The organism is Azotobacter tropicalis (genome assembly GCF_059739045.1).
On sequence record NZ_AP046059.1, the window covers coordinates 3,438,892 to 3,463,503 of the forward strand.

Here is a 24,612-nt window from a genome sequence, read left to right on the forward strand (position 1 = left end):
GCGGACCCGACGGAGGTCGACATGCTCGAATCGCTGGAAAAGATGCTCGCCCAGGGCGTGGACAGCCCGCTGCTGCGCTTCGGCCTCGGCAAGGGCTACCTGGATGCCGGCGACGCGCCGCGTGCCGCCGGGCATCTGCGCCGCTGCGTGGAACTCGACCCGAATTACTCTGCCGCCTGGAAGCTGCTCGGCAAGGCGCTGCAGGCCGCCGGCGACCCGGACGGCGCCCGGCAGGCTTGGGAGCGTGGCCTGGAGGCCGCCCGCCGGCATGGCGACCGGCAGGCGGAGAAGGAAATGACGGTGTTCCTCAAGCGGCTGGACCGGTAGCGCTAGCCGCTGCGGGGCTGCCGAACGGCGGCGGTCGTTACCGGCGTTCCCTTGAGGCCATTTCCGATCGCGTTTCCCCGGCAGCCGGCTCATCGAAGCGCCCGACATGGCCGCGCCATTCGAGCGGCTTGCCGTCGAGTTCGGCCCGGTGCGTTTTCGCCGCCTCGGCGTCGTCGGCGATGGCCAGGGTCAGCGTGCGGCCGTCGAGCAGTGCGAGGCTGACGAGATCGGCGTCCGCCGCGCGGACATGGCGCAGCGCGGCGATCCGGCTGTCGCTGTCGGCGACCGTCTCCGCCTCCGGGTCGTACAGCCCGTGCGGTTCGAGCACGGCGACGAAGCTGGCGTCGGTGGCGTTCTCCAGGCGCTCGATCAGCACCGGTTCGCGGCGCAGGTTGAAGTGCGGGTCGTTGGCGCCGCTCTCGGCGAGGATGAGCTTCGCCCCGGCGGGCGGCAGCAGGCGGTAGGTATAGAAGCGCCGGCCGTTCAGCCAGGTCAGGGTCGCGTTGCCGGCCTGCGGCGTGCCGGTGGCATCCACCCAGAGGTGCTGGTAGCCGTTGGCCCTGCCCAGCACCGGTCGCTGTGCCGGGTTCGACTGCAGCGGAAAGCCCACCGCGGTGATCTGTCCCGCGTAGTGCAGGGGCCGGTCGTAGCGCGCCGGCTGACTGCCCCAAACGCGCAGCAGGTCGAGCACCACGGGGCCGGCTAGGCCGTCGATCTCCACTTGCGCCAGGGTGCGGCGGAAGCGCACGCCGGGTAGGCGCCGTCCATTTCCGCGGTGCTGACCCGCGTCGGCCCGTCTGCCGAGAAGAACAGCTGACGGGGCGCCGTCTTCTCGCCGACCTTCCACTGGCCGTCGAAGTGGCTGGTTTCGTCCACCACCAGGGTGTTGTGGGCGACGGTCTGCCGGGCCCAGCTCTGGTTTTCCTTGAGATAGCGGCCGCCGTCCTTGGACTCGACGTTGAGAAAGCGCGCCGAACCGTAGTCGTCGACGACCGCGGCGCCGTCGTCGTAGAGCATCCAGCCCAGCTTGTCGAAATGCCCGTGGCCCATGCCCTGGGCACTGTTCTTGACGACCAGCGTCTGGTCCCGTTCGCCCGGCCCGGCGCGCAGCACCGCGACGGCGCCGCGCTCGCCGGCCGGGCCGTCGCGGAACAAGCGGGAGGCGAAGGGGAAGGGCTGCGCCTTGCCCTCGGCCAGGTCGCGGGCGACCAGCAGCCCTTCGGGGGTGAGGGTGGTGCGCCCCTGCCAGCGGGCGACGGACAGGAAGGCCGGATCGCGGGTCGCCGCATAGCCGATGGCGATCGCCTGGTAGAGCTCGTCGGTCTTCAGGCTCTTGTCGCGCAGGGCGTCGTTGAGAGGGAAGAGGTAGCCGCCCTGGCTGAGCTGGACGGTGCTGCGGATCGCCTCAAGCAACACGCCGTCGCGATAGGCGAAGATCCGGCGCGCGGGCTCGTGGTTCTCGATCGCCTGGGCGAAGACCACGAAGGGCATGAGGGCGTAGCGCTGGTAGTAGGGGCCTTCGGTGTAGTAGCCGTCGGGCGAGAACAACTGGTCGACCTGGCGCAGGAAGCCGGTGCGGCCGCTCTTGTCCAGGCCGTTCAGCGCCCTGGCCACCAGTTCGTCGTCGTGCAGCACGTAGCCGGTCATGCCGACCGCGGCGCAGGCCCAGGTCGCGTGGTTGTGGATCAGCTCGAACACCTGCGGCTGGCCTTCGGAGAGAAACGCTGCCATCGGGCGGAACACCTGTTCGTCGATGATCCGCCGGTCCTCGGCGGAGAGGCTGGCGCGGATCGCGTCGTAGCCCTGCACCGCATAGACCAGCCAGACGCTGTCGTTGAGGCTCTGCCAGAACAGCCGTCCCGGCGAGTCGCCGCTGGCGGCCGGGTGCGGCCCGAGGGTCGGATAGAGTTTCGCGTACTCCAGCAGCAGGCGCCGCGCGTAGTCGGCGTAGGCGCCGTCGCCGGTGACCCGGTACAGCAGGCCGGCGCCGTAGAGCGCCATGTAGTTGCGCTTGTGCTGCTCGTGGCTGAAGCCGCCGCCGGGGTCCTTGGGCACCGGCACGTCGATGCCGGCGCGCATGGCCGTCCCGACCAGCGCTTCCAGACGCTTCCGCTCGCCGGCGAACAGCGGGTAATCGCCCTGGATCGGCCGCGCTCCGGCCTCCTTTAACAGCACGGGGCCGGCGCTTGCCGTCTCGGCAGCCAGGGCATCGGCCGGTCCCGAAAGCAGCAGGGCGGCGAGCAGGCCCAGGGTGGTTGGCAGTCTTTGCATCGGCGCTCTTCCTTTATCGTCTGGTAGTCCGGTCGGCCATGGCCGGCCAGGCGTTCTGCCCGGCGGCAATCGAAACGGGCCTTGCCCTTAGAGGGCCTCGACCGATCGGGTTCCATGCAAGGCGAAGGAAGAAGGCCAAGGCGCCGGTACCGGCGCTGTGGCCGTGCGTTCCTCCGGCAGGACCTCCGTGCAAGAAGGCCGGGCGTGGTGGGTCCGCTTTTCCGCCCGATGTGCCATTATGCCGCGCCGTAACGTGCCTACCCCCATCGCCACCCCCCTCGACCGCTTCGCCTGCCGCAGGTCGGCCGGACGATTCCTGCCGGCCATCGCCAGAAGACGGCGGGATGAGATTCCGCACCGAGTTCGGCGTATGTTCGGTTTCACAGCCTTCGGGAGCTTGCCGCAGTCATGACCAATCCTCTCCATTTCGATCTGCAGTCGCTGCGGGTGTTTCTGCTGGCCGCCGAGCTGGGCAGCCTGACCCGTGCGGCCGAGCGCGCCCACCTCACCCTGTCGGCGGTGAGCAAGCGCATCTGCGATCTGGAAAAGACCATCGACTGCCCGCTGTTCATCCGCCAGCCGCGCGGCCTCGAACTGACGCCGGCCGGCCAGGAGCTTCTGGAGCACACCCGCGTCATTCTCGACAACGTCAACCGCATGGCCGCCGACATCGGCGAGTTCGCCACCGGCGTGCGCGGCCACCTGCGCCTGTGGGCCAACACCTCGGCGGTGCTGCAGTTTTTGCCGCACGACCTGGCGGCCTTCCTCGGCGAGCGGCCGCAGGTGCGCATCAGCCTGGAGGAGCGGCTGAGCGAGGAGATCATCGCGGCGCTGGACAGCGGGCGGATCGACCTGGGGGTGTTCGCCGACAACGTGCCGGCGCCGACCCTGGAGCTGCGGCCCTACCGGCAGAACCGCCTGGTCCTGCTGGTGCCGGTCGGACACCCTTTGGCCAAGTTCGGCAAGATCGCCTTCGTCGACACCCTGGCCTACGACTACATCAGCCTCGCCCACGGCACCTCGCTGCTGCGCCTGCTGATCGACTCGGCGGTGACCGCGCAGCGCATCCTCCGCCTGCGCATGCAGGTCGGCAGCTTCGACGCCATCGGCCGGATGGTCGAGGCGGGACTCGGGATCGGCGTGGTGCCCGAGGGCGTGGTGCACGGCGAGCTTCTGAAGGCCGGCCTGCGCGCCATCCCGCTGACCGACGACTGGGCCAGCCGTACCCTGTGGGTCGGCGTCAAGTCGGAACAGGCGCTGCTGCCCGAGGCGCGCGAGCTGTGGCAGTTCCTGCTGCGCGAAGGGACTGCGGGTTAGGGCACGTTGCTTGGGGGCGAAGACTTCGTCGCGATGATCGAGAGGGCCCGGGAGCGGAACGGGGGCTTCGGGGTCAGCTCGGCGAAGGAGTGTGACGGCGGGAAGTAGAGTCTCGAAAATAGCGTTTCATCCGGGGATGACCGGGAGGATGGGTGCATCGACGAGGCTCCACATCCTCAGCCGGCTCGTTGTGAGAGGCAAGAACCGGCCGATTCTGTTGAAAAAGTCGGTTTTCGAAGGAGACACGCAGACTCTCAGGAAAACCGACCTCCTAGAATCGCGTATACGCGACGATCTCCCCTTGGGTAAGGGGTCAAGTACCCCCTGAAAATGCCTCGAAACCGTCGGATGCGACTTTTTCAACAGAATCGGCCAGAGGCGGCCCCTCGGAAGCGGCGGTTAATGAGCCATTTGCGCACCTCACAACCTCTAGGAATACCAGGGGCGATTCACTTCTGATAATGCAACATGCCTTTCATAAGTCTTTAAAACGCATCACCCCTCGGCCAGAGTCGATTCGCTTCTGCACTGGACAATAAATATTTTTCACAATAGTGTTTTGCTGCGAGTGGCATTGCGCCACTTATCCGCCGCCACCTCATAGGGAGTTGAAAGGTGCTCGTAGAGTCACTTCGTTTGCTGAATTTCAAAAAATTCAAAGATCAAATATTTGATTTTAACGAGGATGTAAATATCTTCATTGGCGATAATAATGCTGGAAAAAGCACGATATTGGAAGCATTGGAAATCGTGCTCAACTTCCAGCATCGCGGTCGGCCATTCAGTAGTGAGTTTTCTCCTGACCTATTCAATAACGACGCAGTCGCTGCCTTCCTTGGCTCCCCGAGGACCCCTGCAGATTTGCCAGTTATCGTGATTGAGGCGTATATGAGGAACGTGCCTGATTACCGAGGCACGAACAACAGCCTGCTGAAAGATGCTGAGGGGGTTCAGGTAAAAGCGAGCTTCGATCCAGATTTTACAGATGCCTACCAAGACTACTTGGATTCCGGAGCTTCGATAACCAGTATCCCAGTGGAGTTCTACAAAATCGAGTGGATGGATTTTGCTTGGAACGTCATAAAGCCAATGGCCAAAAAATTCAGGGCGCTCTATATCGACCCAGCCCGCATTCATCCCGCATTCGGCAAGAATCAGTATATCTCAAATGTCCTGAATACCGCGCTAAAGAAGGAAGAAGAGTACCGCCTTAGCCTCAACTACCGCGAGATACTGCAGTCCTTCAATAATACAAACGAGGCGAAAGCAGTTAATAAGGATTTGGACTCAGAAAATAAGATCACTGACAAAAGACTGACCATAGCCGTTAATACAATGCCGGCCGGCGCGTTGCAGAACGGCTTGCAGCTTGAGGTAGATGCTGTGCCTTTTCACATGATTGGAAAGGGTGAGCAGAGTAAGGTTCAGATTAAGTTGGCCCTCCACAATAAGTCGAAAGACATTGACCTTGTGATGATGGAGGAGCCAGAGAATCACCTTTCCCATATTGAACTTAGCAGGCTTATACAAGATATAGAGGATCAGAGGGACGGAAAGCAACTATTCCTTACCACCCACAGTTCTTATGTGTTAAATAAGCTAAGCATTAACAAGATCTGCTTGCTCCAAGATTCATATAAGCGGCTGCACCTCTTAGATAAAGGAGTAGTAAAGACTCTTAAGCGTTTGCCAGGCTATGATACGCTGCGCGTTGCGCTGTCCAGAAAGGTAGTTTTGGTAGAAGGCCCATCTGATGAGTTAGTGCTAAAGAAAATTTACCAAGACAAAAATAATGGCCGTCTGCCTGAGCAGGATGGGATCGACATCATCGTCGTGCGCGGAGTGGGCTTCAAAACTTTCATTGAGATAGGGAAAGAGATTGGCACTGCGGTGAATGTGCTGCGGGATAATGATGGTGATTATGCCAGTAACATCATAGAAGCGAAAAAAGAGTACGCGGTATACCCAAATATCAAGCTCGTCTCATCTACTGATGACAATGAGTTTTCGTTGGAGCCAGCCATGATCTCGGCAAACTCCACATCGGAAAAAGAGCTGTTGGCATTTGCGAAAATCGTGCTTTCGAACCAGACCTACAATCTGCTAGTCGCGGAGCCGACATTCGATAGCAAGCGTGAATTTATCGTCGGCTGGTTCAGGAGCGCGAGTGGCGATGGCAAGGGAAAAAAGAAGGTCGACTCGGCAATCAAGTTGTTTGAGACCACCGAGCCATTCAAGTATCCCGTCTTTCTCGATGAGGTGCTGAGCTTTGCCTAACACGCTTTGTATAGCCGGCGCAGGGTCAGGCAAGACCCGCAAGATTATCACCGAGTCGATTGCGGAGATCGAGCGTGGGGGCAAGGTACTGGTGGTGACCTACACCACTAGCAACCAGCAGGAACTATTGCGCCGATTCCTTGCTGCTTTCGGTAGGCATAGTGATCGGTTCGTAGTGAAAGGCCTATTCTCATTCTACCTAGAAGACATGGTTAGGCCGTATCAGCAAGTGCTGTTTACGCAGCGAATCGATAGCATATTCTTCAATGAGCGAAATCCTCATCTGAGGCCGGGATCAACCTACATATTGCCTGGGCGAAAAGAGCAACTGGAGGATAAAAGCTATAATCCTAATTACTTCCTGACTCAGTGTAAGACGAAGGCCCATACGGGCTTCCTGGCGAAGCTGGCTACCCGAATCGCGAAGCTCACGAAAAATGCTGCTGCGGTTCGTCTCGGCGATATTTACAGCCAAGTTTACTTCGATGAGGTGCAAGACTTAGTTGGATGGGATTACGAGGTACTCAAGGTTCTGAACAAGTCAATGAAGTCACCCATCACCTGCGTGGGCGACTTTCGACAGACTGTGTACGAGACAACATTTGGCCACAAGTCACCTCAAACAGCCGCAGAGAAGATTGCAGCGTTCAAGTCCATGGGCTTCAAAGAGGAGGCACTCGTACTCAACTGGAGGTGCATCCAAGCGATCTGTACGATCGCTGATGCGGTGCATAAGGGCGTCTACGAAGCGACTAAATCAGCCGTCGGAGATATCCCGCCTGAGTTAACTCACCATCTGGGCGCATTCATCGTTAAGCAATCGGACGTCACCGATTACATCACGACGTATGACCCTATGGTACTGCGCTGGAGCGTCGCTTCCGGGAAAAAGATTCTTCCTGACCAGGCTCGCTGCTACAACTTTGGCAGCAGCAAAGGATTGGGTTTTGATCGCGTGCTGATTTTGCCAGCAGATAGCCAGATGCATTTCGTCTTAGATGGCATGACTCCTTTCCCTGCGGATGCTGAGACGGCGCAGAACAAGATGTACGTTGCAATCACGCGGGCGAGGTACAGCCTGGGGTTCATCGTGTCGGACAAGAAAGCAGAGGGATTACGTTTTCCGGTTTGGACGAAGCCTACCGCTTGACCGTGGCTTCGTGTTACTGCGCGGTGATGAAGAGGGGCTGCTTTTGGCCGCTTGTTGTCTGGAGCGACCGGCCGGTTTGGGGGCGACAGTCGCCAGTACCGAGGGCTAGAAGTCAACCCAAAACCGCCGGTTGTTACAGTAGGCACACCGGCCAGCAGCGGACGTTCCGTGTATGAGGGCCTATTGAGGGCAACCAGCAGGTTCGGGTCGGGCAGGGACATGGCAGACTCCGGGCGGGACGGCCCCATGCTTGCCAATTCCGCCGCACCCGGCAAGGCCGACGGCCGGGCGCCACGCCCCGGGAGATCCCGATGATCGACCACCTCGACCACCTGGTACTGACCGCCACCGATCCGCAGGCCACCACGCACTTCTATACCCAGGTGCTCGGCATGCGTCTGGAGGCCTTCGGCCACGGCCGTGTCGCCTTCCGCTTCGGCAACCAGAAGATCAACCTGCACGTGCGCGGCCGCGAGTTCGAGCCCAGGGCGCACCTGCCGGTGCCCGGCGCGCTGGATTTGTGCTTCATCGCCAGCCAGCCGCTGGAGGCGGTGATCGCCCACCTGCAGCGGATGAACTGGCCGGTCGTCGAGGGGCCGGTGATGCGCACCGGCGCGACCGGGCCGATCCGCTCGATCTATGTGCGCGACCCGGACCTCAACCTGATCGAGATTTCCGAGCCGGCGTCCTGAGCGCCCGCAGCCTGCTGCCGGGCGCGCTGACTTGCGGCGTCGGCTATGCCGTCTGGGACCGCACCCGCGGTGCGGCGGGAGCGGCGCGCGCGTGGAAAACCGCGCTCAGCCCATCGGCTCGGCCGGGTGCGCGAGGAAGAAGCGCAGCATTTCCTTGCTCGCATCCGGGCCCCGCGGATCGGTATAGGAGCCGCGGGAACTGCCCCCCGACCAGGCGTGGCCCGCGCCGTGGATCGTCCATTGCTCGACGTGCGGCGAGCCGCTCGGGTGATGGTAGAGGGTGCGGGTGTAAGCATGCCCGTTCGGCACCTGGCCCCGTTCCACCTTCACCTGCGCCTGCGTTTCGCCTGCGGGCCTGGTGGCATGGGGCCGGGCAGCGGGCGGCGCAAACTGGACGATCACCTGGTCGCCATTGCCCGGATGCACGGTCGTATCCTGATCGCCGTGGAAGACGATGATCGGCACCGGATGGGCGTGTTCGGCGCCCCTGGCGCCCTGCTGCATCGCGGCGAACGCGGAAGGCAGATCGTGCGCGGCGGCGTGGGGCAGGCCGGAATGGATGCCGGCCGCGGCATACAGGTCGGGGTGGGTCATCGCCATCGTCGCGGCCATGGCGCCGCCGGCCGACAGGCCGGCGACGTAGATGCGCCGCGAGTCGACCTGGTAGCTGGCCGCGATGCTGCGCGTCATGCCGGCGATCAGCGAGGGTTCGCCCTGGTCGGCACGCTGGTCCGCCGGATTGAACCAGTTCCAGCAGCGCGAACAGTTCGCCGTGCTCGACTGGGCCGGATAGAGCACCAGGCAGGGTTCCTGCTCGGCGAGCTCGTTCATGCGGGTGCCGGCGGCGAAATCGTCCGGATTCTGCGTGCAGCCATGCAGCATGACGACCAGGGGCAACGGCTGCCCGGCATAGCCACTCGGCACATACAGCTTGTAGCTGCGGGTTCCCGCGGGGTTGCTGTATGCGCCGTCAATGAACCGGGCGCCCTCGGCGAGCGTCTCGGGCGCTTCCCGGGAGCCGGGCGGCTCGAAGGCCGGCGCCGCTCCGCGGAACCTGGCCAAGTTCTCGCGCAGGCTGGCGCCGAAGCGCGACGCGCGAAAGAGCGGCTCGCCGACGGCCTCGGGCGCCTCCCGGGGACCTGCCGCCTCCCGCTCGGCGTCCGGCGCCGTGCCGGCCGGCGCACACGGGCCGCTATCGATGCGCCGGAAGCTGCCTTCGAACACTCTTCCCCGGCATCGTCCGGCGGGGCGGTTCTGGCCGCGGTCCGTGGCGCCGGGCGGCCGCCCAGCGTATGTTGGATGAGTTCGGTGGCTTCGCGCAGCCGGCCGGAGCGGGTCAGCTGGGTAGCTTCGAGCAAAGCGGAATCGCGTTGGGTCTTCATGCTGCGAATCTCCTTGGGCCGCTGGTGCGGTCAGCGGATTCGGTCCGCCAGCGCGGCCTTCACCGCGGCGCTGGCATGGAGCGCGCCGAGCACGACGATCGAGTCGATCGTCGCCCGCGCGAGTTCGGGAGGCACGTCCGTGGCAATGCTGGCCAGTCCCAGCACCTGGATCCGGAGCCGTTGCCCGGCGGCCTGCACGGCCTCCAGGTCGCGGCGCGTGTAGTGCTGCAGGCCGAGGACGAAGGTCTTGCGGGCCACCGTGGCGCGGATCACCTCGGCATGCGTCGCCAGCTGGTTGCGGATCGCCGTACGGATGAAATCGGTGCGGTTCGAATAGAAACCCTCCTGGACCAGCAGGTCGATCTGCCCCAGGTCGACGACCCCGAGGTTGATGGTGATCTTTTCCGTCGTGTCGCCGCCCTTCGGGCGCAGTTCGTGAATGCTCATGACCATCCCCTCGCCATCCATATGGATGGTAGGTTGGACCGCTCGACAGCCAAATCAAGGCCGGACGCGAGGAACTCTCCCCAACGGTCGGGGCAGCGGACGAGCGGTACTCGCCGCCCCGGCCCGACGTGCGCGGCGGCACCGGGAGCGCTTCGGGCGGCTGAAGAGGAACGCTGCCAGGCCCTAGAATCCGTCCATTTCCCCACTCAAGGAGTCCTTTCATGCGCGATCCTTTCCTCGTCCGTCTGCTCGGCGTCACGCTGGCCGCCGGCCTGCTGACCGTGCTCTGGCGCGGCGTGCCGGATTTCCACGGCGGGTCCGGCGGCGCGGACGCCGCGCCGCGGCTGGTCGAGGCCCGCGGCGACCTGGCGGCGGACGAGAAGTCCACCATTGAGCTGTTCGAGAAGGCCCGCGACTCGGTGGTGTTCATCACCACCCGGGCGCAGGTCATGGACTTCTGGACCCGCAACGTCTTCTCGGTGCCGCGCGGCACGGGCTCGGGGTTCATCTGGGACGATGCCGGGCATGTCGTCACCAACTTCCACGTGGTGGAAGGCGCCAGCGAGGCCACCGTCAAGCTGGCCGACGGGCGCACCTTCAGAGCCGCCCTGGTGGGCGTCTCCCGCGAGCACGACATCGCCGTGCTGAGGATCGGCGTGGGCTTCAAGCGTCCGCCGCCGGTGCCCCTGGGCGGCAGTCGCGACCTGCGGGTGGGCCAGAAGGTCTTCGCCATCGGCAACCCCTTCGGCCTCGACTGGACGCTGACCACCGGCATCGTTTCCGCCCTGGACCGCACCCTTTCGGGGGAGGGCGGCCCCTCGATCAACCACCTGATCCAGACCGACGCGGCGATCAACCCGGGCAACTCCGGCGGGCCGCTGCTGGACTCGGCCGGCCGGCTGATCGGCATCAACACCGCGATCTACAGCCCGAGCGGCGCCTCCGCCGGGATCGGCTTCGCGGTGCCGGTGGACACCGTCAACCGCGTCGTGCCCCAGCTCATCGGCACCGGCAAATACGTGCAGCCCAGCCTGGGCGTCGAGCTGGACCCGGGGCTGAACCAGCGTCTCGGCGAGCTGACCGGCATCCAGGGCGTCTTCGTCATCGGCGTGCCGCCGGGCTCCGCCGCCGAAGCGGCGGGACTCGACGGGGCGAGCTTCACCCGCGACGGCGGCATCGTGCCCGGCGACATCATCACCGCCGTCGACGGCAAGACCGTCGACTCGGTCGAACAACTGCTGGCCCGCCTGGACGACTACCGGGTCGGCGACGTGGTGCGCCTGTCGGTGATGCGCGGCGGCGAGACGCGCGAAGTCGAGGTGCCGTTGCAGCCGGGGACGTGAGCCCGCCGGGGCGACAGCCGGCACCTATCCCGCCGCCGTCCGCAGGGTCCGGGGCCGCTCGCGCCGCGCCCGGCACGCGCCGGCGGCCCGCCTCATGTGCGGCCCTGCCGGGGCTTCGTCGATTCCGGCGCGGCGGCCTCGACCTGCCCGGCATCGCTCGGCTCGTGCGTGACCACCGGCTCGGCAGCCACGCGCTCGATCACCTCGACGACCCGCTCGGGAACCGCGTAATGCACCATGTGCCCGGCGCCGGGGATCAGATGCAGATCGCTGCCGGGCAACTGCGCGTGGAACCACTTGGCGTGCCGTTCATGCCTGACGATCAGATCCTCGGTACCCGCCATGATCGTGATCGGCAAGCGCAGCTCGCGATAGCGGCGGCGCAGCTTCATCGCGGTGGGGATCATGGTGACGGCATCCTGGGCCTCGGCGCGGATCTGCCCCGGCCTGACCGGGAAGCGGTAGGGAAATTCCCGCTTGAAACGCTGCGGAACCGGCAGCGGAGCGAACATGGCCTTGAAGTTCAGCGGCAGCAGGGCACTGCCCATGAGCGGCGACAGGGTATAGCGGAGAAGGCCGCCGAGGATGGGGATCGCCGGCGGGGAGGCGAGCAGCACGTCGGGCCGGGCGGTCGGCGTGTAGTAGCCGCCCAGCAGCACGAGCCCGGCCACGTGCTCGGGGCGATTCAGGGCCATCTGCAGCGCGACCAGCGTTCCCCAGGAGTGGCCGACCACGATCGGGCGCACGATGCCCAGTTGCACGAGGGCCCGATCGAGCAGCTCGGCCTGTTTCGCCGCGCTCCACAGGCTGCCGAGCGGACGGTCGCTATAGCCGTAGCCGGGCCGGTCGAAGGCGACGACCCGATGATGCTGGGCGAGCAGGTCGAACACCCCGCTCAGCACATAGTCCTCGGCGGTCACCACATTGCCGTGCAACAGCACCACGGGCGGTCCTTCCCCGCGCTCGATATAGTGCAGACGCACTTTCCCCACATGGGTGAACATCCCGCCCGGCGGATGCTCGCGCTCCGCCTGGCGTGTCCGGTAGAGGTTGTAGATGGCCAGGGCTATCAGGACGACCGCCACTAGGACCAGGATCGTGGCCAGGGGTGAGTCCTCGTTCATTGATCTCTCCTTGCTGTCGGTGTGCGACATACGAGAGCGCGCGAACTGCGCCAGGCTCCGGGGGCTCTCGAAGACTAGATGCCGTGCGTTCCTCTTTGGTTCAGGCCGGCTTACCGGCGGCATCGGGCGGGAGCGCGTGCCGGTGAAGCGCGGGGAGAGCCAGGCGAGCGTGTCCAGCCTGGAGGTCTGGGCGCCGCCCGCACCGCTTCATTCGAGGCCCGGCCCGTCCTGGCGCCGCTGGCGGCTTTGCAGGACCGCGGCGATTTCGGCCTGAAGATCCGCCATCGGCTGTTGCGGCGCGGTGAAATAGCCGCTCATCGGCCGGTCGAGCGAGGCGATCAGGGCGATCACCACGGCGAACGAGAGCGCCAGGCACGGCGTCGCCCAGGAGCGCCGGGAGCCGGCATTGGCCATCTGGTAGCCGAACCCGGCCATGGCCAGGACCAGCAGGGTGTACTGGACCAGCCAGATGTTGCGGGGCAGCCGGGTTTCCAGCGCGATGTCCACGCGCAGCGCATAAACCCGGATCATCTCGTTCAAGGCGGGGATGTAGAGGTTGGGGATGGCCGGCTGGGTGCCCGTGCGGGCTTGCGCGAGCGCCATCTCCCAGAGCTGCCGGTGGATCCGCTCCGAGCGGACCAGGCCCTGGCGGATGCTCTCCGGGCTGGGCCCTTGAGCCATCCTCACGCGCAGGTCGACGTATTCGGCGAACAGTTCCAGCGCCGTCCCGCGCTCGGGCTCGGGCAGGAAATCGGCGCGCAGGAACGCCGTGCGAATCGCGTTGGCGTCCTCGCGTACCAGCGTCTTGCGGGCCTCGTACAGGTTGGACACGATGGCGAAGGTGAAGGCCAGGACGAACGCCAGCAGCGCCATGTTGGCGCTCACTATCGTCGCGACCGCGGATTCCTTTTCATTCTCCCGGTGCCGGTGGACGGCATGTCCCGCCCAGTAGCCGGCCTCGATGGCGAGCACCACGAGAACGGCGGTGATCGCGAAAAGGCTGCCGATGGAGATCGTTTCGAAGCCCATACCCACCTCCGCCGCTATACGCCTACCTATACGCGTTGTGCCCAGTCTCCGCCCCGGCGGTCGCGGCCCCGGGACGCTCCGCGCGCGGCCGGTCCGGGCACTGCAGTCCATCCCCCCGCCTGAACCTTTCGCCGCTTTCCTGCTGTCCCACCCTTAACGTCGCCGAGGATGCGGCGATGCCCGAGGTCCGGCCAGGTGGCAGGCGCGAGGGGATGCCTTGCGCGCTGTCGGGACAACCATCACGAGGGGAATCATCCATGAAGGCGCTCTGTTGGCATGGCAAAAACGACATCCGCTACGACACGGTCCCCGATCCGAGCATCGAAGATTCCCGCGACGCCATCGTCAAGGTGTCGAGCTGCGCCATCTGCGGCTCGGACCTGCACCTCTACGACCACTTCATCCCCGGCATGGAGCACGGCGACGTCATGGGCCACGAGTTCATGGGCGAGGTGGTGGAGGTCGGCGCCGACACGAAAAGGCTCAAGGTGGGCGACCGCGTCGTGGTGCCCTTCACCATCGTCTGCGGCGAGTGCGAGCAGTGCCGGCGCGGCAACTTCTCGGTCTGCGAGCGCACCAACCGCAACAAGGCGCTGGGCGACAAGGCCTTCGGCCACGCCACCGCCGGGCTGTTCGGCTACACCCACCTGACCGGCGGCTATGCCGGCGGGCAGGCCGAATACGTGCGGGTGCCCTTCGCCGACACCACCCACGTCAAGGTCCCGGACAGCCTGAGCGACGAGCAGGTGCTGTTTCTCGGCGACATCTTCCCGACCGGCTGGCAGGCCGTGGTGCAGTGCGACGTCCAGCCCACCGACACCGTGGCGATCTGGGGCGCGGGGCCGGTCGGCCAGTTCTGCGTGCGCAGCGCGGTGCTGCTCGGCGCCCGCCAGGTGGTGTGCATCGACCGGGTGCCGGAGCGGCTGTCGATGGCCGCGGCCGGCGGGGCGATCACCGTCAACTTCGACGAGGAGAGCGTGCTCGAGCGGCTTCAGGAGCTCACCCAGGGCAAGGGCCCGGAGAAGTGCATCGACGCCGTGGGCCTGGAGGCGCACGCCACCCGCTCGCTGGACTCCATGTACGACCGCGCCAAGCAGGCGGTGATGCTCGAGACCGACCGCCCGCACGTGCTGCGCGAGATGATCTACGTCTGCCGTCCGGCCGGGGTGCTGTCGGTCCCGGGGTCTATGGCGGGCTGGTGGACAAGCTGCCGTTCGGCGCGCTGATGAACAAGGGTCTCACCCTGCGCACCGGGCAGACCCATGTCCGGCGCTGGACCGACGATCTGCTGCGGCGCATCGAGGAGGGGCAGATCGATCCGTCCTTCGTCATCACCCACACCATGAGCCTGGAGCAGGGGCCGGACATGTACCGGGTCTTCCGCGACAAGCTCGACAACTGCATCAAGGTCGTGCTCAAGCCTTGAGGGGATCGCCATGAACCATTCGCACACGTCCGCCACCTCGTCGCTGGCCACCGCCGACCGGGTCGCCCGCGGCCTGGGCTATTTCAGCCTCGGCCTGGGGCTGCTGGAACTGGCCTCGCCGCGCCTGGTGACCCGCTCCCTGGGCATGGAGGGCGCCGAGGCGCTGGTGCGCGCCGCCGGCGCCCGCGAGATCCTCACCGGGCTCGGCGCGCTGGGGGTGAATCCCACCCCGGCGCTCTGGGGCCGGGTGGCCGGGATGCGCTGGACCTGGCGACGCTGGCCTCGGGCCTGTCGCCGGACAACCCCAAGCGCGACAACGTCAAGGCGGCGATGGCCGTGGTGCTGGGCACCGCCATGGTCGACGCCATGGCGGCCCGCGCGCTGAGCGAGCGGCATGTCCGGCCCCGGCATGCGTACATCGCCGACTACAGCCGCTGCAGCGGCTTTTCCCGCCCGGTGGCGGTCATGCGCGGCGCGGCCAGCGACTTCGAGACGCCGGCCGACATGCGCGCCGACATCGGCAGCGGGCCGCATCCCGCGCCGGTGCCGATCAGGCTGAGCGATACCGACCGGTGACCGGGCCCGGCGCTTAGCCGGCCTCGGCGTGGGCGTCCAGCCAGTGCAGGATGCGCGGCCAGACTTCCCGGTGCGCGCGCTTGCCGACCAGGATTCCGACATGCTGCAGGGCCACCCCCACGTCGCCCTCGTAGCGGAGCAGCTGCGCATCGCCGCTGCCGACGGCGGCGTGGAACGGCAGCACCGCATCGGGCGGCACCACGTGCGAGCGCGGGTCGACCACGCTGAGGACGGGCGCCTTCACCCGGGCCGGGGTGGCCAGCCGTCCGCGGACCTGCAGGGTTCCGGCCATGAAGCGGTTTTCCCGATACAAAAGCTCTATGACCTCCTCGAACAGCCGGCGGGGAAAGGGAAGCTCGTCCAGCGTCCAGCGGATGACCTGCAGATGGCGCTGCAGGGCTTCGCGGTCGGCGAGGCTGTTCAGCCAGTCGGTCCAGCGGGCCCGGACGAAGCTGTCCGGGGCGGCGCGGGCGGCCGCCATGCTCAGGAAGGAGCCGGGCACCTCGTGCAGCAGGTCGGTGACCCGGCGGGCGTGGGGGGCTCGGGCGACGAACGGGGTGAAGGCGTCCGCCGGCGCACCGAAGCGGATCGGCGCCTCGAGCAGGATCAGCCCGCGGACCCGCTCGGGATGCAGCGCGGCGAAGATGGCCGCCAGGCTGCCGCCCAGCGAATGCCCGGTCAGGAAGATCCGCCGCCGGCCGCGTTCGGCGGCGATGGCATCCAGGCACTGGAGGATGCAGCGGTCGGCATAGTCGGCCAGCCCGAGTTCCTGCCCGCCGGCGCCGGGGTTCTCCCAGTGCAGCAGATAGACGCCGGCGCCATGGCGCAGCAGCCGCCGCACGACACTGGCCGCGGGAACCAGGTCCCAGATATAGGCGCGCTTGATCGGTGCCGGCAGCAACAGCAGGAGCGGGCCGGCCCGGTCCGCCGAGCCGTAGGCCCTGAGCGTGAAGGGCGGCGCCGAGAGCACCACCCGCGACGGCGTTTCCTGCGGGCCCAGGCCCAGGGTATCCAGCCAGCGGCCCTGCAGGCGGCGAAGCTGATCGATCTGGCCATACGCGTTCATGACGGGTCCGTCCGGTCTCGTTTTTCCGGCAATAGGGCGATTCGGCGGCGGCCCGACACTTGGGGGCGCCTGCCATCTACACTCGGCAAGAAGAGTAGTTCATGCGGCCCCGGCGAAACGGGGCAGGGGGCGAGATGAAAACCATGCATGCGGGCGGTATGGCGGAAGGTCCGGAGAGTGTCGGGCCGCACGGCGATGCGATCCGCTTCGCCGTGGGGATGTGTTCGCTCGGCGTCGTGCTGGTCGCGCAGAGCGGGCGCGGGGTCTGCGCGATCCTGCTGGGCGACGAGCCGGAGGCGCTGCGGCGCGAGTTGCAGGCGCGCTTTCCGGCGGCCGAGCTGAGCGGCGGCGATGCCGCGGTCGAGCGGCTGGCCGCCCGGGTGGCGGCCTTCGTCGAGGCGCCGCAAGCCGGCCTCGACCTGCCGCTGGACATCCGCGGCACGGCCTTCCAGCAGCGGGTGTGGGCGGTGCTGCGGCAGATCCCGCCGGGCCGCCGCCTCAGCTACAGCGAGGTGGCCGAGCGGCTCGGCGCGCCGCAGGCGGTACGCGCGGTGGCCGGGGCCTGCGCCGCCAACGTCCTGGCGCTGGCGATTCCCTGCCACCGGGTGGTGCGCCGCGACGGCGGGCTGTCCGGCTACCGCTGGGGTGTGGAGCGCAAGCGGGCGCTGCTCGAGCGTGAGCGGGCATGAGGGCGGCGGCCCGCCGGTTTCCCTGCTCCCCGGCGGGGAGCGGCGGCGAGCGGAATGCTCCAGACTGACCCGATCCCCCGACAGGAGCAGCGGCCCATGCCCTGGCAGACCTTTTCCCATGAAGCCGACATCGGCGTGCGCGGCAGCGGCGCGAGCCTGGCCGAGGCCTTCGCCGGGGCGGCGACGGCGCTGACCGCGGCGATCTGCGATCCGGACACGGTGGCGCCGCGCGAGGCCGTGGCCATCGACTGCGAGGCGCCGGATGCCGAGCTGCTGCTGATGGACTGGCTGAACGCGCTGATCTTCGCGATGGCCACCCGGCACCTGCTGTTCTCGCGCTTCGAGCTGGACATCGAGGGGGCGCGGCTGCACGCCACGGCCTGGGGCGAGCCTTTGGACGTGGCGCGCCACCAGCCGGCGGCGGAGGCCAAGGGGGTGTCGTTCTGCGAACTGAAGGTGGCGCGGCAGGCCGACGGGCAGTGGCTGGCGCAGGCGGTGGTGGACGTCTGAGCGGCCCCGGCCGGCGCCTCTCAGCAGAGTGCCGAGCTGAACACCGGATCGCCGTTTCGCTTGAAGCGCACCAGCTTGTCCAGGGCGTCGTCGGCCGCCAGGTCGGCCTCCGACAGGCGGCAGAAGTGCGAGCCGTCATAGACCAGGTGGAAATGGGTTTCCGCCTCGGGGCTACGGGAGCGGGTGGCGACGAAGGCCAGGGCATGGTCCCCGTTCAGGCGGGCTTCGCTCCAGGCGATATGTTCCGGAAAATCGCGTCGCTTCATGGCGGTCTCCTCGGCTGGGGGCGGACTCCCTGTTGAGACCGCGCCATTCGCGATCGTTCCCTTGTGTCGGTCCGCCGTTTTTCCAGCCCGGAGCCGGGCAAGGAGCCTGCAGCCGGCACCTGCTGCGCGGGCCCGCCAAGGCGCTGGCGGGCCTTCGGAAGCGTTCCTAGCGTTCGGCGGCGCCGAACACTTCGGCGAGGTGCGCCTGGTAGGCGCGGATGTCGCGCTCCACGTCGGGCGCCTTGATCACGTCGGTGGCCAGGAAGGTCGGCAGGCCCTGCATGCCGAGAAACTCCTGCGCCTTGTGGAAGGGGAAGTAGACGCCGTCCACGCCGCGGCCTTCGAAGAAGTTGTCCGGCTCGTCGAAGGCGGCCTGCGGCGCGTTCCAGGTCAGCGACAGCATGTAGCGCCGGCCCTGCAGCAGGCCGCCGCTGCCGTAGTGGCGGCCCGGGTCCTGGCGGCTGCGCCCGTCGTTGGCGTAGAGGCTGCCGTGGCCGGCGGTGAACACCTCGTCGAGGTACTGCTTCACCGTCCAGGGTGCGCCCATCCACCAGCCGGGCATCTGGTAGATCAGCGCGTCGGCCCAGAGGATCTTGCGCACTTCCGCCGCGCTGTCGTAGCCGGCGGCGATGCGGGTTTCTTCCAGCGCGTGGCCCAGTTCGGCGAGCTGGGCGCGGGCCGCCTCGTGCAGGGTGTCGTTGAGGCGTCCGCCGGAATGGGCGAAGCGCTGGCCGCCGTTGATCAACAGGATCTTCATGGAGTTTCTCCGCACAGGGGTCGGGGCCGCCGCAGGGCGGCCGGGATGGCGGGCAGTATCGGAGAAGCGGCCGGCGGCATTAAGCCGGGGCAGGGGCACAGCAGCTGTGATCCGGAGTCACGAATCGGCGCCGGCGGTGGGCGCTCAGGCGGCGACCGACCATTGGAGGCAGAAGGCGCGTCCCTCGCCGTCGCGCAGGTGGCAGCCGAAGCGCGCCGATTCGCGGTTCAGGGTGTCCAGCAGCCAGCGCCGGTCGCGGCCTTCGGCGTACTGCAGGCTGAAGCGCCACTGGCGGGTCGGCACCAGCTCCAGGGATTGCAGGCGGCCGTCGGCGTCCAGGTCGGCGAAGTACAGGAAACCCAGGTCGCCGCGCCAGAGGTCGTGGTCGTCGAGGCCTTCGTAGTCGTCGAGCAGGTCGCCGCAGCCGTAGAGGATCAGCCGCCCGCGGTACACCTCGATGCCCTTGATGTGGTGCGAGGAGTGGCCGTGCAGCAGGTCGACGCCGGCCTCGTCGATCAGCGCGTGGGCGAAGCGCTGCTGCTCGGTGGGGATGCTGAAGCCCCAGTTGCCGCCCCAGTGCAGGGCGACCACGACCCGGTCGTCGGGCCGCCGGGCCGCCCGGATGCGCTGCGCCACCCGTTGCAGGGTCTCGGCCGAGAGATCCTCGAGCCGGGCGACGCCCGGCAATTGCTCGCCGGCCGCCCAGTGGGACGGCACGCCGCAGTCCGGGCCGGCGAAGGCGAACACCAGGAGGCGCCCGCCGTCGGCCAGCGGCAGGATCGCCGGCGCCTCGGCCTTTTGCCCGTCCGTCCCGGCGCCGGCGTGGTGCAGGCCGCCGGCGTCGAGGCTCTGCAGGGTGTCGAGCAGGCCTTCCTCGCCCCAGTCGAGCACATGGTTGTTGGCCAGCACGCAGCAGTCGATGCCGGCCGCCGCCAGCACCGGCAGGTTGTCCGGGTTCATCCGGTAGTTGATGCCCTTGGGCACCGGGTGGCCGCGCGCCGTCACCGCGGTCTCCAGGTTGACCAGGCGCACCTCCGGGCGGCGCCGCTCGAACTCGGCCAGGGCCACGCCCCAGACGTAGGCGAAGTTCGCCCGCCGGGGAATCGGGCCGTTGCGCTGTTCGGCCAGCTCCACGTAGTCGTCGGCGGATCTGGCATAAGCTTCGTGGAGAAGGGGATCGCCGGGATGCGGCAGGATGCGGTCGATGCCGCGCGCGGTCATCAGGTCGCCGGCGAGAAAGAGCCTGGTGCTGGGCATGCGCGTCTCCCGATCTGGCCTGTTCCCCTTCCAGTCTGGCCCGGCTCTTGCCGGACCGCGGCGACCGGTCGTCGGGCCGCCATCATCTGCACGGGAGGATGTCCCATGTCGCTCGATCCGCCTCGTCTGGCCGCCCCCGGCGCGCTGCTCACCGACCTTTACCAGCTGACCATGCTGCAGGGCTATGTCGAGCGCGACATGCTCGACACCGCGGTGTTCGAGTTCTATGCCCGCCAGCCGCCGGCCTGCCGCAACTTCTACCTGGCCGCCGGTCTCGAGCAGGCGCTCGACTACCTGGAGACGCTGCGCTTCGGGCCGGCCGAGCTGGACTGGCTGAGCGGGCTGGGGCTGTTCCGCCCGGCCTTCCTCGACTACCTGGCCGGGCTGCGCTTCACCGGCGCGGTGCAGGCCATGGCCGAGGGCACGCCGTTCTTCGCCGACGAGCCGATCCTGCGCGTCGTCGCGCCGCTGCCCGAGGCGCAGCTGGTGGAGTCGCGGCTGATCAACCTGCTGCATTTCCAGACGCTGATCGCCAGCAAGGCGGCGCGGGTCGTGCTGGCGGCGCCGGGCAAGCGCCTGGTGGACTTCGGCCTGCGCCGCGCCCATGGCGCCGAGGCCGGCCTGCTGGCCGCCCGCGCCGGCTACCTGGCCGGCTTCCACGCCACGGCGACGGTGCTGGCCGGCGCGCAGTTCGGCATCCCGCTGGCCGGGACCATGGCGCACGCCTTCGTCCAGGCCCATCTCGACGAGAGCGAGGCCTTCGAGCATTTCGCCCATAGCCTGCCGCAGTCGGTGGTGCTGCTGATCGACACCTACGACACCGAGACGGGCGCGCAGCGGGTCGTCGAGCTGGCCCCGCGCCTGGCTCTGGCCGGCATCCGCGTCCAGGGGGTGCGCCTGGACAGCGGCGACCTCGGCGAACACGCGCGGCGGGTGCGTGCCATCCTCGACCGCGGCGGGCTGAATGACGTGGCGATCTTCGCCAGCGGCAACCTGGACGAGTACCTGGTGCGCCGGCTGGTGGCCGAGGGCGCGCCGATCGACGGCTTCGGCGTCGGCACCCGGCTGGACACCTCCAGCGACGCGCCTTACCTCGACTGCGTCTACAAGCTGCAGGAGTACGCCGGCCAGCCGCGGCGCAAGCGCTCGGAGGGCAAGGCCACCTGGCCGGGGCGCAAGCAGGTCTGGCGGCGCTACGACGAGGCCGGGCAGTGCTGCGGCGACAGCCTGATGCTCGAGGGCGAGGCGGGCGAGGGCGAGGCGCTGCTCCAGCCGGTGATGCAGGACGGCCGGCGCCTGGCGCCCTCGCCGCCGCTGGAGGCGGTGCGCGCCCATGCCCTGCGCCGGCTCGACAGCCTGTCGCCGGCGCTGCGCGGCCTGGAGCCGGCGCCGGGCTATCCGGTGACGGTGAGCGATGTGCTGCGCCTGATGGCCGCGGCGATCGACCGGCAGGCCGGCTGGGAGTGAGGCGCCAGCGCGTAGGGCGGGTGAAACCCGCCGGACATGGAGCAGGACCGCAGCGGAATCGGCGGGTTGCAGCCGCCCTACCCGAGGATCTCCACCCCGGCGGCGCGCATCGCCGCCAGCGCCGCGGCCAGCGAGCCGTCGCGGTCGATGGCGCGGCAGGCGTCCAGCAGCACGACCGTCTCGAAGCCCGCCAGGCGGGCGTCTAGCGCCGTGTAGTGCACGCAGTAGTCGGTGGCCAGGCCGGCGAGGAACAGCCGGCGCAGGCCGCGTTCGCGCAGGTAGCCGGCCAGGCCGGTAGGCGTGCAGCGGTCGTTCTCGTGGAACGCCGAGTAGGAGTCGACCTCGGCGCGGTAGCCCTTGCGCAGGATCAGCTCGGCATGCGGGATGGCCAGTTGCGGGTGGAAGTCGGCGCCGGGCGTGCCCTGCACGCAGTGGTCGGGCCATAGGGTCTGCTCGCCGTAGGCCAGCCGCACGGTTTCGAACGGCCGGCGCCCCGGATGGCTGCCGGCGAAGCTCCGGTGGCCCGGCGGGTGCCAGTCCTGGGTCAGCGCCACGTGGGCGAAGCCTTCGGCCAGGCGGTTGATGACCGGCACCACCTCGTCGGCGCCCGGCACGGCCAGCGCGCCGCCGGCGCAGAAGTCGTTCTGCACGTCGATCACCAGCAGCAGGTCGCCCTCGCCGAGGGCGGGCAGGCGCGTCATGCCGGCAGCTCCGCCATCGGCGCCAGGCGGTATTCGCCGGCCAGCCGCGCGGCCACCGCCGCGGTCGAGTCGAGGATCACCAGGCGCTGCGCGGCCAGCTCGGCGGGCAGGCGGAACGGCGGCACGCTGTCGCAGATCACGATGCGCTCGAACACCGGGCTGTCGAGCAGCTCGGTGCCGCCGGTGAACAGGCCGTGAGCGGCGGCGGCGAACAGCCGGGTGGCGCCGGCCGCCTGGCAGGCCTGGCCGGCGCGCAGCAGGGTGCCGCCGGTGCTGATCAGGTCGTCGACGAGGATCGCCACCTTGCCCTGCACCTCGCCGACCAGCAGCGAGCCGCTGATCCGGTCGTTGCTGCGGTATTTCTCCATGAAGGCGCTGCCCACCGGGCGGCCGAGGCGCGCCTCCAGCTCCTGGCGGAACTGCTCGGCGCGCTTGGCGCCGCCGGCGTCGGGCGACACCGCGACCACCTCCGTATCGCCCACCAGCGGGGCGAAGTGCTCGGCGAACAGCGCGGCGGCCTCGAGGTTGTGGCTGGGCACGCGGAAGGCGTTGTCGAAGGCGGCGACGTTGTGCACCTCCAGGGTGGTCAGCCGGTCCACGCCGCAGTGCTCGAACAGGCCGGCGACGTAGCGGGTGATGATCGGGTCCTGGAACTTGGTGCGGCGGTCCTTGCGCGCGTAGCACAGGTAGGGCGCGACCACCTCCACGCGGCGGGCGCCGGCGTCCTTGAGCGCGGCGCAGAAGAACAGCAGGCGGCACAGCTTGTCGTTGGCGCTGTGCCGGTCGTCGCCGTGCAGCGCGTGGAAGACCACCGCCTTGCGGCCCTCGACCGGCGCCAGGGCGCGGCTCTTGTGCTCGCCGTCCTCGAACTCGCGTTCCTCGTGGGCGGCCAGTTCCAGGCCGAGATGCTGCGCGACGCGGGTGGCGTAGGCCTCGCTGCCGTGCAGGGCGAAGAGCAGGGGGGGCTCGGTGGACATGGGGGGACTCCTTGTTCGTTATCGGTAGGGGGACATTGTGCCCGCCCTGTCGCGCGCGCGGTCAAGGCAGACCGGCGCCGCGCAGGCAGGCGGCGGCCCGCCCGAGCAGGGCGCGCGCCTGGCGGGCCTTGTCGGCGGAGCGCGCCGGATCAGGCTGGCGGCGGGCGCTGCAGGCCAGGGTGAAGCTGCGGGTGGCGGCACGCAGGGCGAGGAACAGCGGCAGCGGCCGGCAGTCCTCGGGCTCGCCGGCATGCGCCAGATAACTGTGCAACAGGTGCGACGCCAGCGCGTCGAGGCCGTGGTGCTGCAGGTCGAGCAGCAGGAAGGCGAGGTCGTGGAGCACGTCGATGCAGCTCAGCCGGTCGCTGAACTCGATGCCGTCGAAGGGCGTCGGCCGGCCGTCGAGCAGGCAGACGTTGGCCAGCCGCAGGTCGCCGTGGCAGCGCCGCACCCGGCCGGCGCGGCGGCGCCGGTCGAGCTCCGCGGCCTGGGCGTCGAGGGCGGCCAGGGTGGCGCGGTGCAGAGCGTCCACGGCGGCCGGATCGAGCAGGTCGGGGTAGCGGCACAGTTCGCGGTGGTTCTCCTCGGCGACCAGGCGCAGCGCCTGCGGCCCGCCGAACTGCGGGGTGCGCTCGGCGCCGGCGTGGAAGCGGGCGATCTCCACGCCGAGCCGCTCGATCAGCGCCGCCGTCAGCTGCCCGGCGACCGCCAGGTGCTCGAACAGCGCGGCCTGGGGAAAGCGCCGCATCACCACCACCCAGTCGAGCGCCGGCCCGGCGCCGTCGAAGCGCAGCACGCCGTCCGGTCCGCGGTTGATCGAGCGCACCGCCAGGTAGAGGTCGGGGGCGGTGCGCCGGTTCAGGCGCAGCTCGGCGCGGCAGGCCTGCTCGCGGCTCTCCCGGCGGCGGTAGTCGAGCGCCGCGTAGGCCACCGCGCGCTTGAGCTTGTAGGCGCGCTCGCCGTGCAGGAAGACCAGCGAGCCGTGGGTGTCGATGCGCTCGACGCGGCCGTCGGGCGCGCCGTAGCTGGCGGCCCGGGAGAGAAAGGCGATGGCCTCGTCCTGGCCGCTCATGGACGCTCCGGGGTGCGCGGGGCTGGCATGGTCGCTGATTCTCCCGAGGCTGGCGGCCGGCGCAGGGGCGGCGACCGTCTGAGCAGTCTGGACCAGCCGCCCGGCAAAGTCCTCACCGCTCATGCCAGCCAGTGCAGCAGGAAGGCGGCGCCGGCCAGCACGGCGCCGGCGGCGATGTCCTTGGCCGCGCCGATTTCCGGGTGCCGGCCGGGGTGCAGGTGGTCGAGCAGGGTCTCCAGGGCGCTGTTGAACAGCTCGGCGACCAGCACCAGCCCCGCCGCCAGGGCGAGGACCGCCCACCACAGCGGGGCCGGCCGCGCCGCCAGCAGCAGCGCCAGCAGCGCGGCGGCGGACAGCAGGTGGCTGCGCAGGCTGCGTTCCCGGGCGACGGCCCGCTTCAGGCCGCGCAGGGCGAAGCCCAGGCGTCTGACGAATGGTTGGCCCTTCATTTCCGTTTCCCCGCGGCAGTCGGCCTGCGTTTCAGTGAAT

Annotated in this window: 24 protein-coding genes and 2 pseudogenes; 12 read left to right on the forward strand and 14 right to left on the reverse strand. The window is 68.2% G+C overall.

Annotated elements, in window-relative coordinates:
* The first annotated feature begins 21 nt into the window (after positions 1 to 21).
* Entirely contained in the window at positions 22 to 327 is a 306-nt protein-coding gene (locus Atro_RS16320; protein WP_131338980.1) for a tetratricopeptide repeat protein, read from the forward strand.
* Between the two features lie 37 nt (positions 328 to 364).
* Here the strand turns inward: Atro_RS16320 and Atro_RS16325 are convergent, their stop codons facing one another.
* Together Atro_RS16325 and Atro_RS16330 are read right to left on the reverse strand one after the other, a co-directional pair.
* Complete coding sequence (locus tag Atro_RS16325; RefSeq protein ID WP_497923911.1) at positions 365 to 1,075, reverse strand: hypothetical protein; 711 nt, start codon at positions 1,073 to 1,075, stop codon at positions 365 to 367.
* Positions 1,030 to 2,598 (reverse strand): heparinase II/III domain-containing protein, encoded by a 1,569-nt coding sequence (locus tag Atro_RS16330; RefSeq protein ID WP_497923913.1) that lies wholly within the window; start codon positions 2,596 to 2,598, stop codon positions 1,030 to 1,032. The genes Atro_RS16325 and Atro_RS16330 overlap by 46 nt, the downstream gene beginning before the upstream one ends.
* A 408-nt stretch (positions 2,599 to 3,006) precedes the next feature.
* Here Atro_RS16330 and Atro_RS16335 point away from each other — a divergent pair, with 408 nt between their 5' ends.
* From Atro_RS16335 to Atro_RS16350, 4 genes are all read left to right on the forward strand, one after another.
* On the forward strand, positions 3,007 to 3,915 hold the full coding sequence (locus Atro_RS16335) for a LysR family transcriptional regulator (protein WP_497923915.1): 909 nt from the start codon (positions 3,007 to 3,009) through the stop codon (positions 3,913 to 3,915).
* A 615-nt stretch (positions 3,916 to 4,530) separates the two neighbouring features.
* Positions 4,531 to 6,192: an ATP-dependent nuclease gene (locus Atro_RS16340; RefSeq protein WP_497923917.1), complete on the forward strand. Its 1,662-nt coding sequence runs from the start codon at positions 4,531 to 4,533 to the stop codon at positions 6,190 to 6,192.
* Complete coding sequence (locus Atro_RS16345) at positions 6,185 to 7,342, forward strand: UvrD-helicase domain-containing protein (protein ID WP_497923918.1); 1,158 nt, start codon at positions 6,185 to 6,187, stop codon at positions 7,340 to 7,342. Before Atro_RS16340 ends, Atro_RS16345 begins: the two co-directional genes overlap by 8 nt.
* A 311-nt stretch (positions 7,343 to 7,653) precedes the next feature.
* Positions 7,654 to 8,034, forward strand: a complete 381-nt coding sequence (locus Atro_RS16350) for a VOC family protein (RefSeq protein ID WP_497923920.1) — start codon at positions 7,654 to 7,656, stop codon at positions 8,032 to 8,034.
* 105 nt (positions 8,035 to 8,139) lie between these two features.
* Here the strand turns inward: Atro_RS16350 and Atro_RS16355 are convergent, their stop codons facing one another.
* Positions 8,140 to 9,258: an extracellular catalytic domain type 1 short-chain-length polyhydroxyalkanoate depolymerase gene (locus tag Atro_RS16355; RefSeq protein WP_497923922.1), complete on the reverse strand. Its 1,119-nt coding sequence runs from the start codon at positions 9,256 to 9,258 to the stop codon at positions 8,140 to 8,142.
* Positions 9,259 to 9,446: 188 nt separating this feature from the next.
* The gene (locus Atro_RS16360; RefSeq protein WP_497923923.1) at positions 9,447 to 9,863 is read right to left on the reverse strand and encodes a CopG family transcriptional regulator; all 417 of its coding nucleotides are present in this window, start codon (positions 9,861 to 9,863) and stop codon (positions 9,447 to 9,449) included.
* 221 nt (positions 9,864 to 10,084) lie between these two features.
* Here Atro_RS16360 and Atro_RS16365 point away from each other — a divergent pair, with 221 nt between their 5' ends.
* Entirely contained in the window at positions 10,085 to 11,206 is a 1,122-nt protein-coding gene (locus Atro_RS16365) for a S1C family serine protease (protein WP_497923925.1), read from the forward strand.
* A gap of 92 nt (positions 11,207 to 11,298) precedes the next feature.
* Here the strand turns inward: Atro_RS16365 and Atro_RS16370 are convergent, their stop codons facing one another.
* Both Atro_RS16370 and Atro_RS16375 read right to left on the reverse strand, forming a co-directional pair.
* Positions 11,299 to 12,330, reverse strand: coding sequence for an alpha/beta fold hydrolase (locus Atro_RS16370; protein ID WP_497923927.1), 1,032 nt, complete (start codon positions 12,328 to 12,330; stop codon positions 11,299 to 11,301).
* A gap of 207 nt (positions 12,331 to 12,537) precedes the next feature.
* The gene (locus Atro_RS16375; protein WP_497923929.1) at positions 12,538 to 13,359 is read right to left on the reverse strand and encodes a bestrophin-like domain; all 822 of its coding nucleotides are present in this window, start codon (positions 13,357 to 13,359) and stop codon (positions 12,538 to 12,540) included.
* Positions 13,360 to 13,616: 257 nt separating this feature from the next.
* Between Atro_RS16375 and Atro_RS16380 the strand changes: the two are divergent.
* From Atro_RS16380 to Atro_RS16390, 3 genes and pseudogenes are all read left to right on the forward strand, one after another.
* Positions 13,617 to 14,785 (forward strand): annotated as a pseudogene (locus Atro_RS16380) (zinc-dependent alcohol dehydrogenase).
* A gap of 10 nt (positions 14,786 to 14,795) precedes the next feature.
* On the forward strand, positions 14,796 to 15,170 hold the full coding sequence (locus Atro_RS16385; RefSeq protein ID WP_497923931.1) for a hypothetical protein: 375 nt from the start codon (positions 14,796 to 14,798) through the stop codon (positions 15,168 to 15,170).
* Positions 15,122 to 15,361: a hypothetical protein gene (locus tag Atro_RS16390; protein WP_497923933.1), complete on the forward strand. Its 240-nt coding sequence runs from the start codon at positions 15,122 to 15,124 to the stop codon at positions 15,359 to 15,361. Before Atro_RS16385 ends, Atro_RS16390 begins: the two co-directional genes overlap by 49 nt.
* Before the next feature lie 13 nt (positions 15,362 to 15,374).
* On the opposite strand, the gene Atro_RS16395 is transcribed toward Atro_RS16390, so the two are convergent.
* Positions 15,375 to 16,427 (reverse strand): alpha/beta fold hydrolase, encoded by a 1,053-nt coding sequence (locus tag Atro_RS16395; protein WP_497923934.1) that lies wholly within the window; start codon positions 16,425 to 16,427, stop codon positions 15,375 to 15,377.
* A 182-nt stretch (positions 16,428 to 16,609) separates the two neighbouring features.
* On the opposite strand from Atro_RS16395, the pseudogene Atro_RS16400 reads away from it, so the two are divergent.
* Both Atro_RS16400 and Atro_RS16405 read left to right on the forward strand, forming a co-directional pair.
* A pseudogene (locus Atro_RS16400) lies at positions 16,610 to 17,116 on the forward strand (methylated-DNA--[protein]-cysteine S-methyltransferase); the annotation flags it as partial.
* Positions 17,117 to 17,212: 96 nt separating this feature from the next.
* Positions 17,213 to 17,626, forward strand: a complete 414-nt coding sequence (locus tag Atro_RS16405) for an archease (RefSeq protein WP_497923936.1) — start codon at positions 17,213 to 17,215, stop codon at positions 17,624 to 17,626.
* A 20-nt stretch (positions 17,627 to 17,646) separates the two neighbouring features.
* Here Atro_RS16405 and Atro_RS16410 read toward each other — a convergent pair whose 3' ends face one another.
* From Atro_RS16410 to Atro_RS16420, 3 genes are all read right to left on the reverse strand, one after another.
* Complete coding sequence (locus tag Atro_RS16410; protein ID WP_497923938.1) at positions 17,647 to 17,892, reverse strand: hypothetical protein; 246 nt, start codon at positions 17,890 to 17,892, stop codon at positions 17,647 to 17,649.
* 166 nt (positions 17,893 to 18,058) lie between these two features.
* On the reverse strand, positions 18,059 to 18,649 hold the full coding sequence (gene mdaB / locus Atro_RS16415; protein WP_497923940.1) for an NADPH:quinone oxidoreductase MdaB: 591 nt from the start codon (positions 18,647 to 18,649) through the stop codon (positions 18,059 to 18,061).
* 144 nt (positions 18,650 to 18,793) lie between these two features.
* Positions 18,794 to 19,906: a CapA family protein gene (locus Atro_RS16420; RefSeq protein WP_497923942.1), complete on the reverse strand. Its 1,113-nt coding sequence runs from the start codon at positions 19,904 to 19,906 to the stop codon at positions 18,794 to 18,796.
* A gap of 105 nt (positions 19,907 to 20,011) precedes the next feature.
* Here Atro_RS16420 and Atro_RS16425 point away from each other — a divergent pair, with 105 nt between their 5' ends.
* The gene (locus tag Atro_RS16425; RefSeq protein ID WP_497923944.1) at positions 20,012 to 21,373 is read left to right on the forward strand and encodes a nicotinate phosphoribosyltransferase; all 1,362 of its coding nucleotides are present in this window, start codon (positions 20,012 to 20,014) and stop codon (positions 21,371 to 21,373) included.
* A 77-nt stretch (positions 21,374 to 21,450) separates the two neighbouring features.
* On the opposite strand, the gene pncA is transcribed toward Atro_RS16425, so the two are convergent.
* The 4 genes from pncA to Atro_RS16445 all read right to left on the reverse strand — a co-directional run bounded on the left by pncA (position 21,451) and on the right by Atro_RS16445 (position 24,572).
* Positions 21,451 to 22,074, reverse strand: a complete 624-nt coding sequence (pncA, locus tag Atro_RS16430) for a bifunctional nicotinamidase/pyrazinamidase (RefSeq protein ID WP_497923946.1) — start codon at positions 22,072 to 22,074, stop codon at positions 21,451 to 21,453.
* Positions 22,071 to 23,051 carry a ribose-phosphate diphosphokinase gene (locus Atro_RS16435; protein ID WP_497923948.1) on the reverse strand — a complete coding sequence of 327 codons (981 nt, stop codon included), beginning with the start codon at positions 23,049 to 23,051 and terminating at the stop codon, positions 22,071 to 22,073. Before Atro_RS16435 ends, pncA begins: the two co-directional genes overlap by 4 nt.
* 61 nt (positions 23,052 to 23,112) lie before the next feature.
* A complete protein-coding gene (locus Atro_RS16440; RefSeq protein ID WP_497923950.1) occupies positions 23,113 to 24,123 on the reverse strand; it encodes a phosphotransferase in 1,011 nt (336 codons plus the stop codon).
* 119 nt (positions 24,124 to 24,242) lie between these two features.
* Complete coding sequence (locus Atro_RS16445; protein ID WP_497923952.1) at positions 24,243 to 24,572, reverse strand: diacylglycerol kinase; 330 nt, start codon at positions 24,570 to 24,572, stop codon at positions 24,243 to 24,245.
* Positions 24,573 to 24,612: the final 40 nt, after the last annotated feature.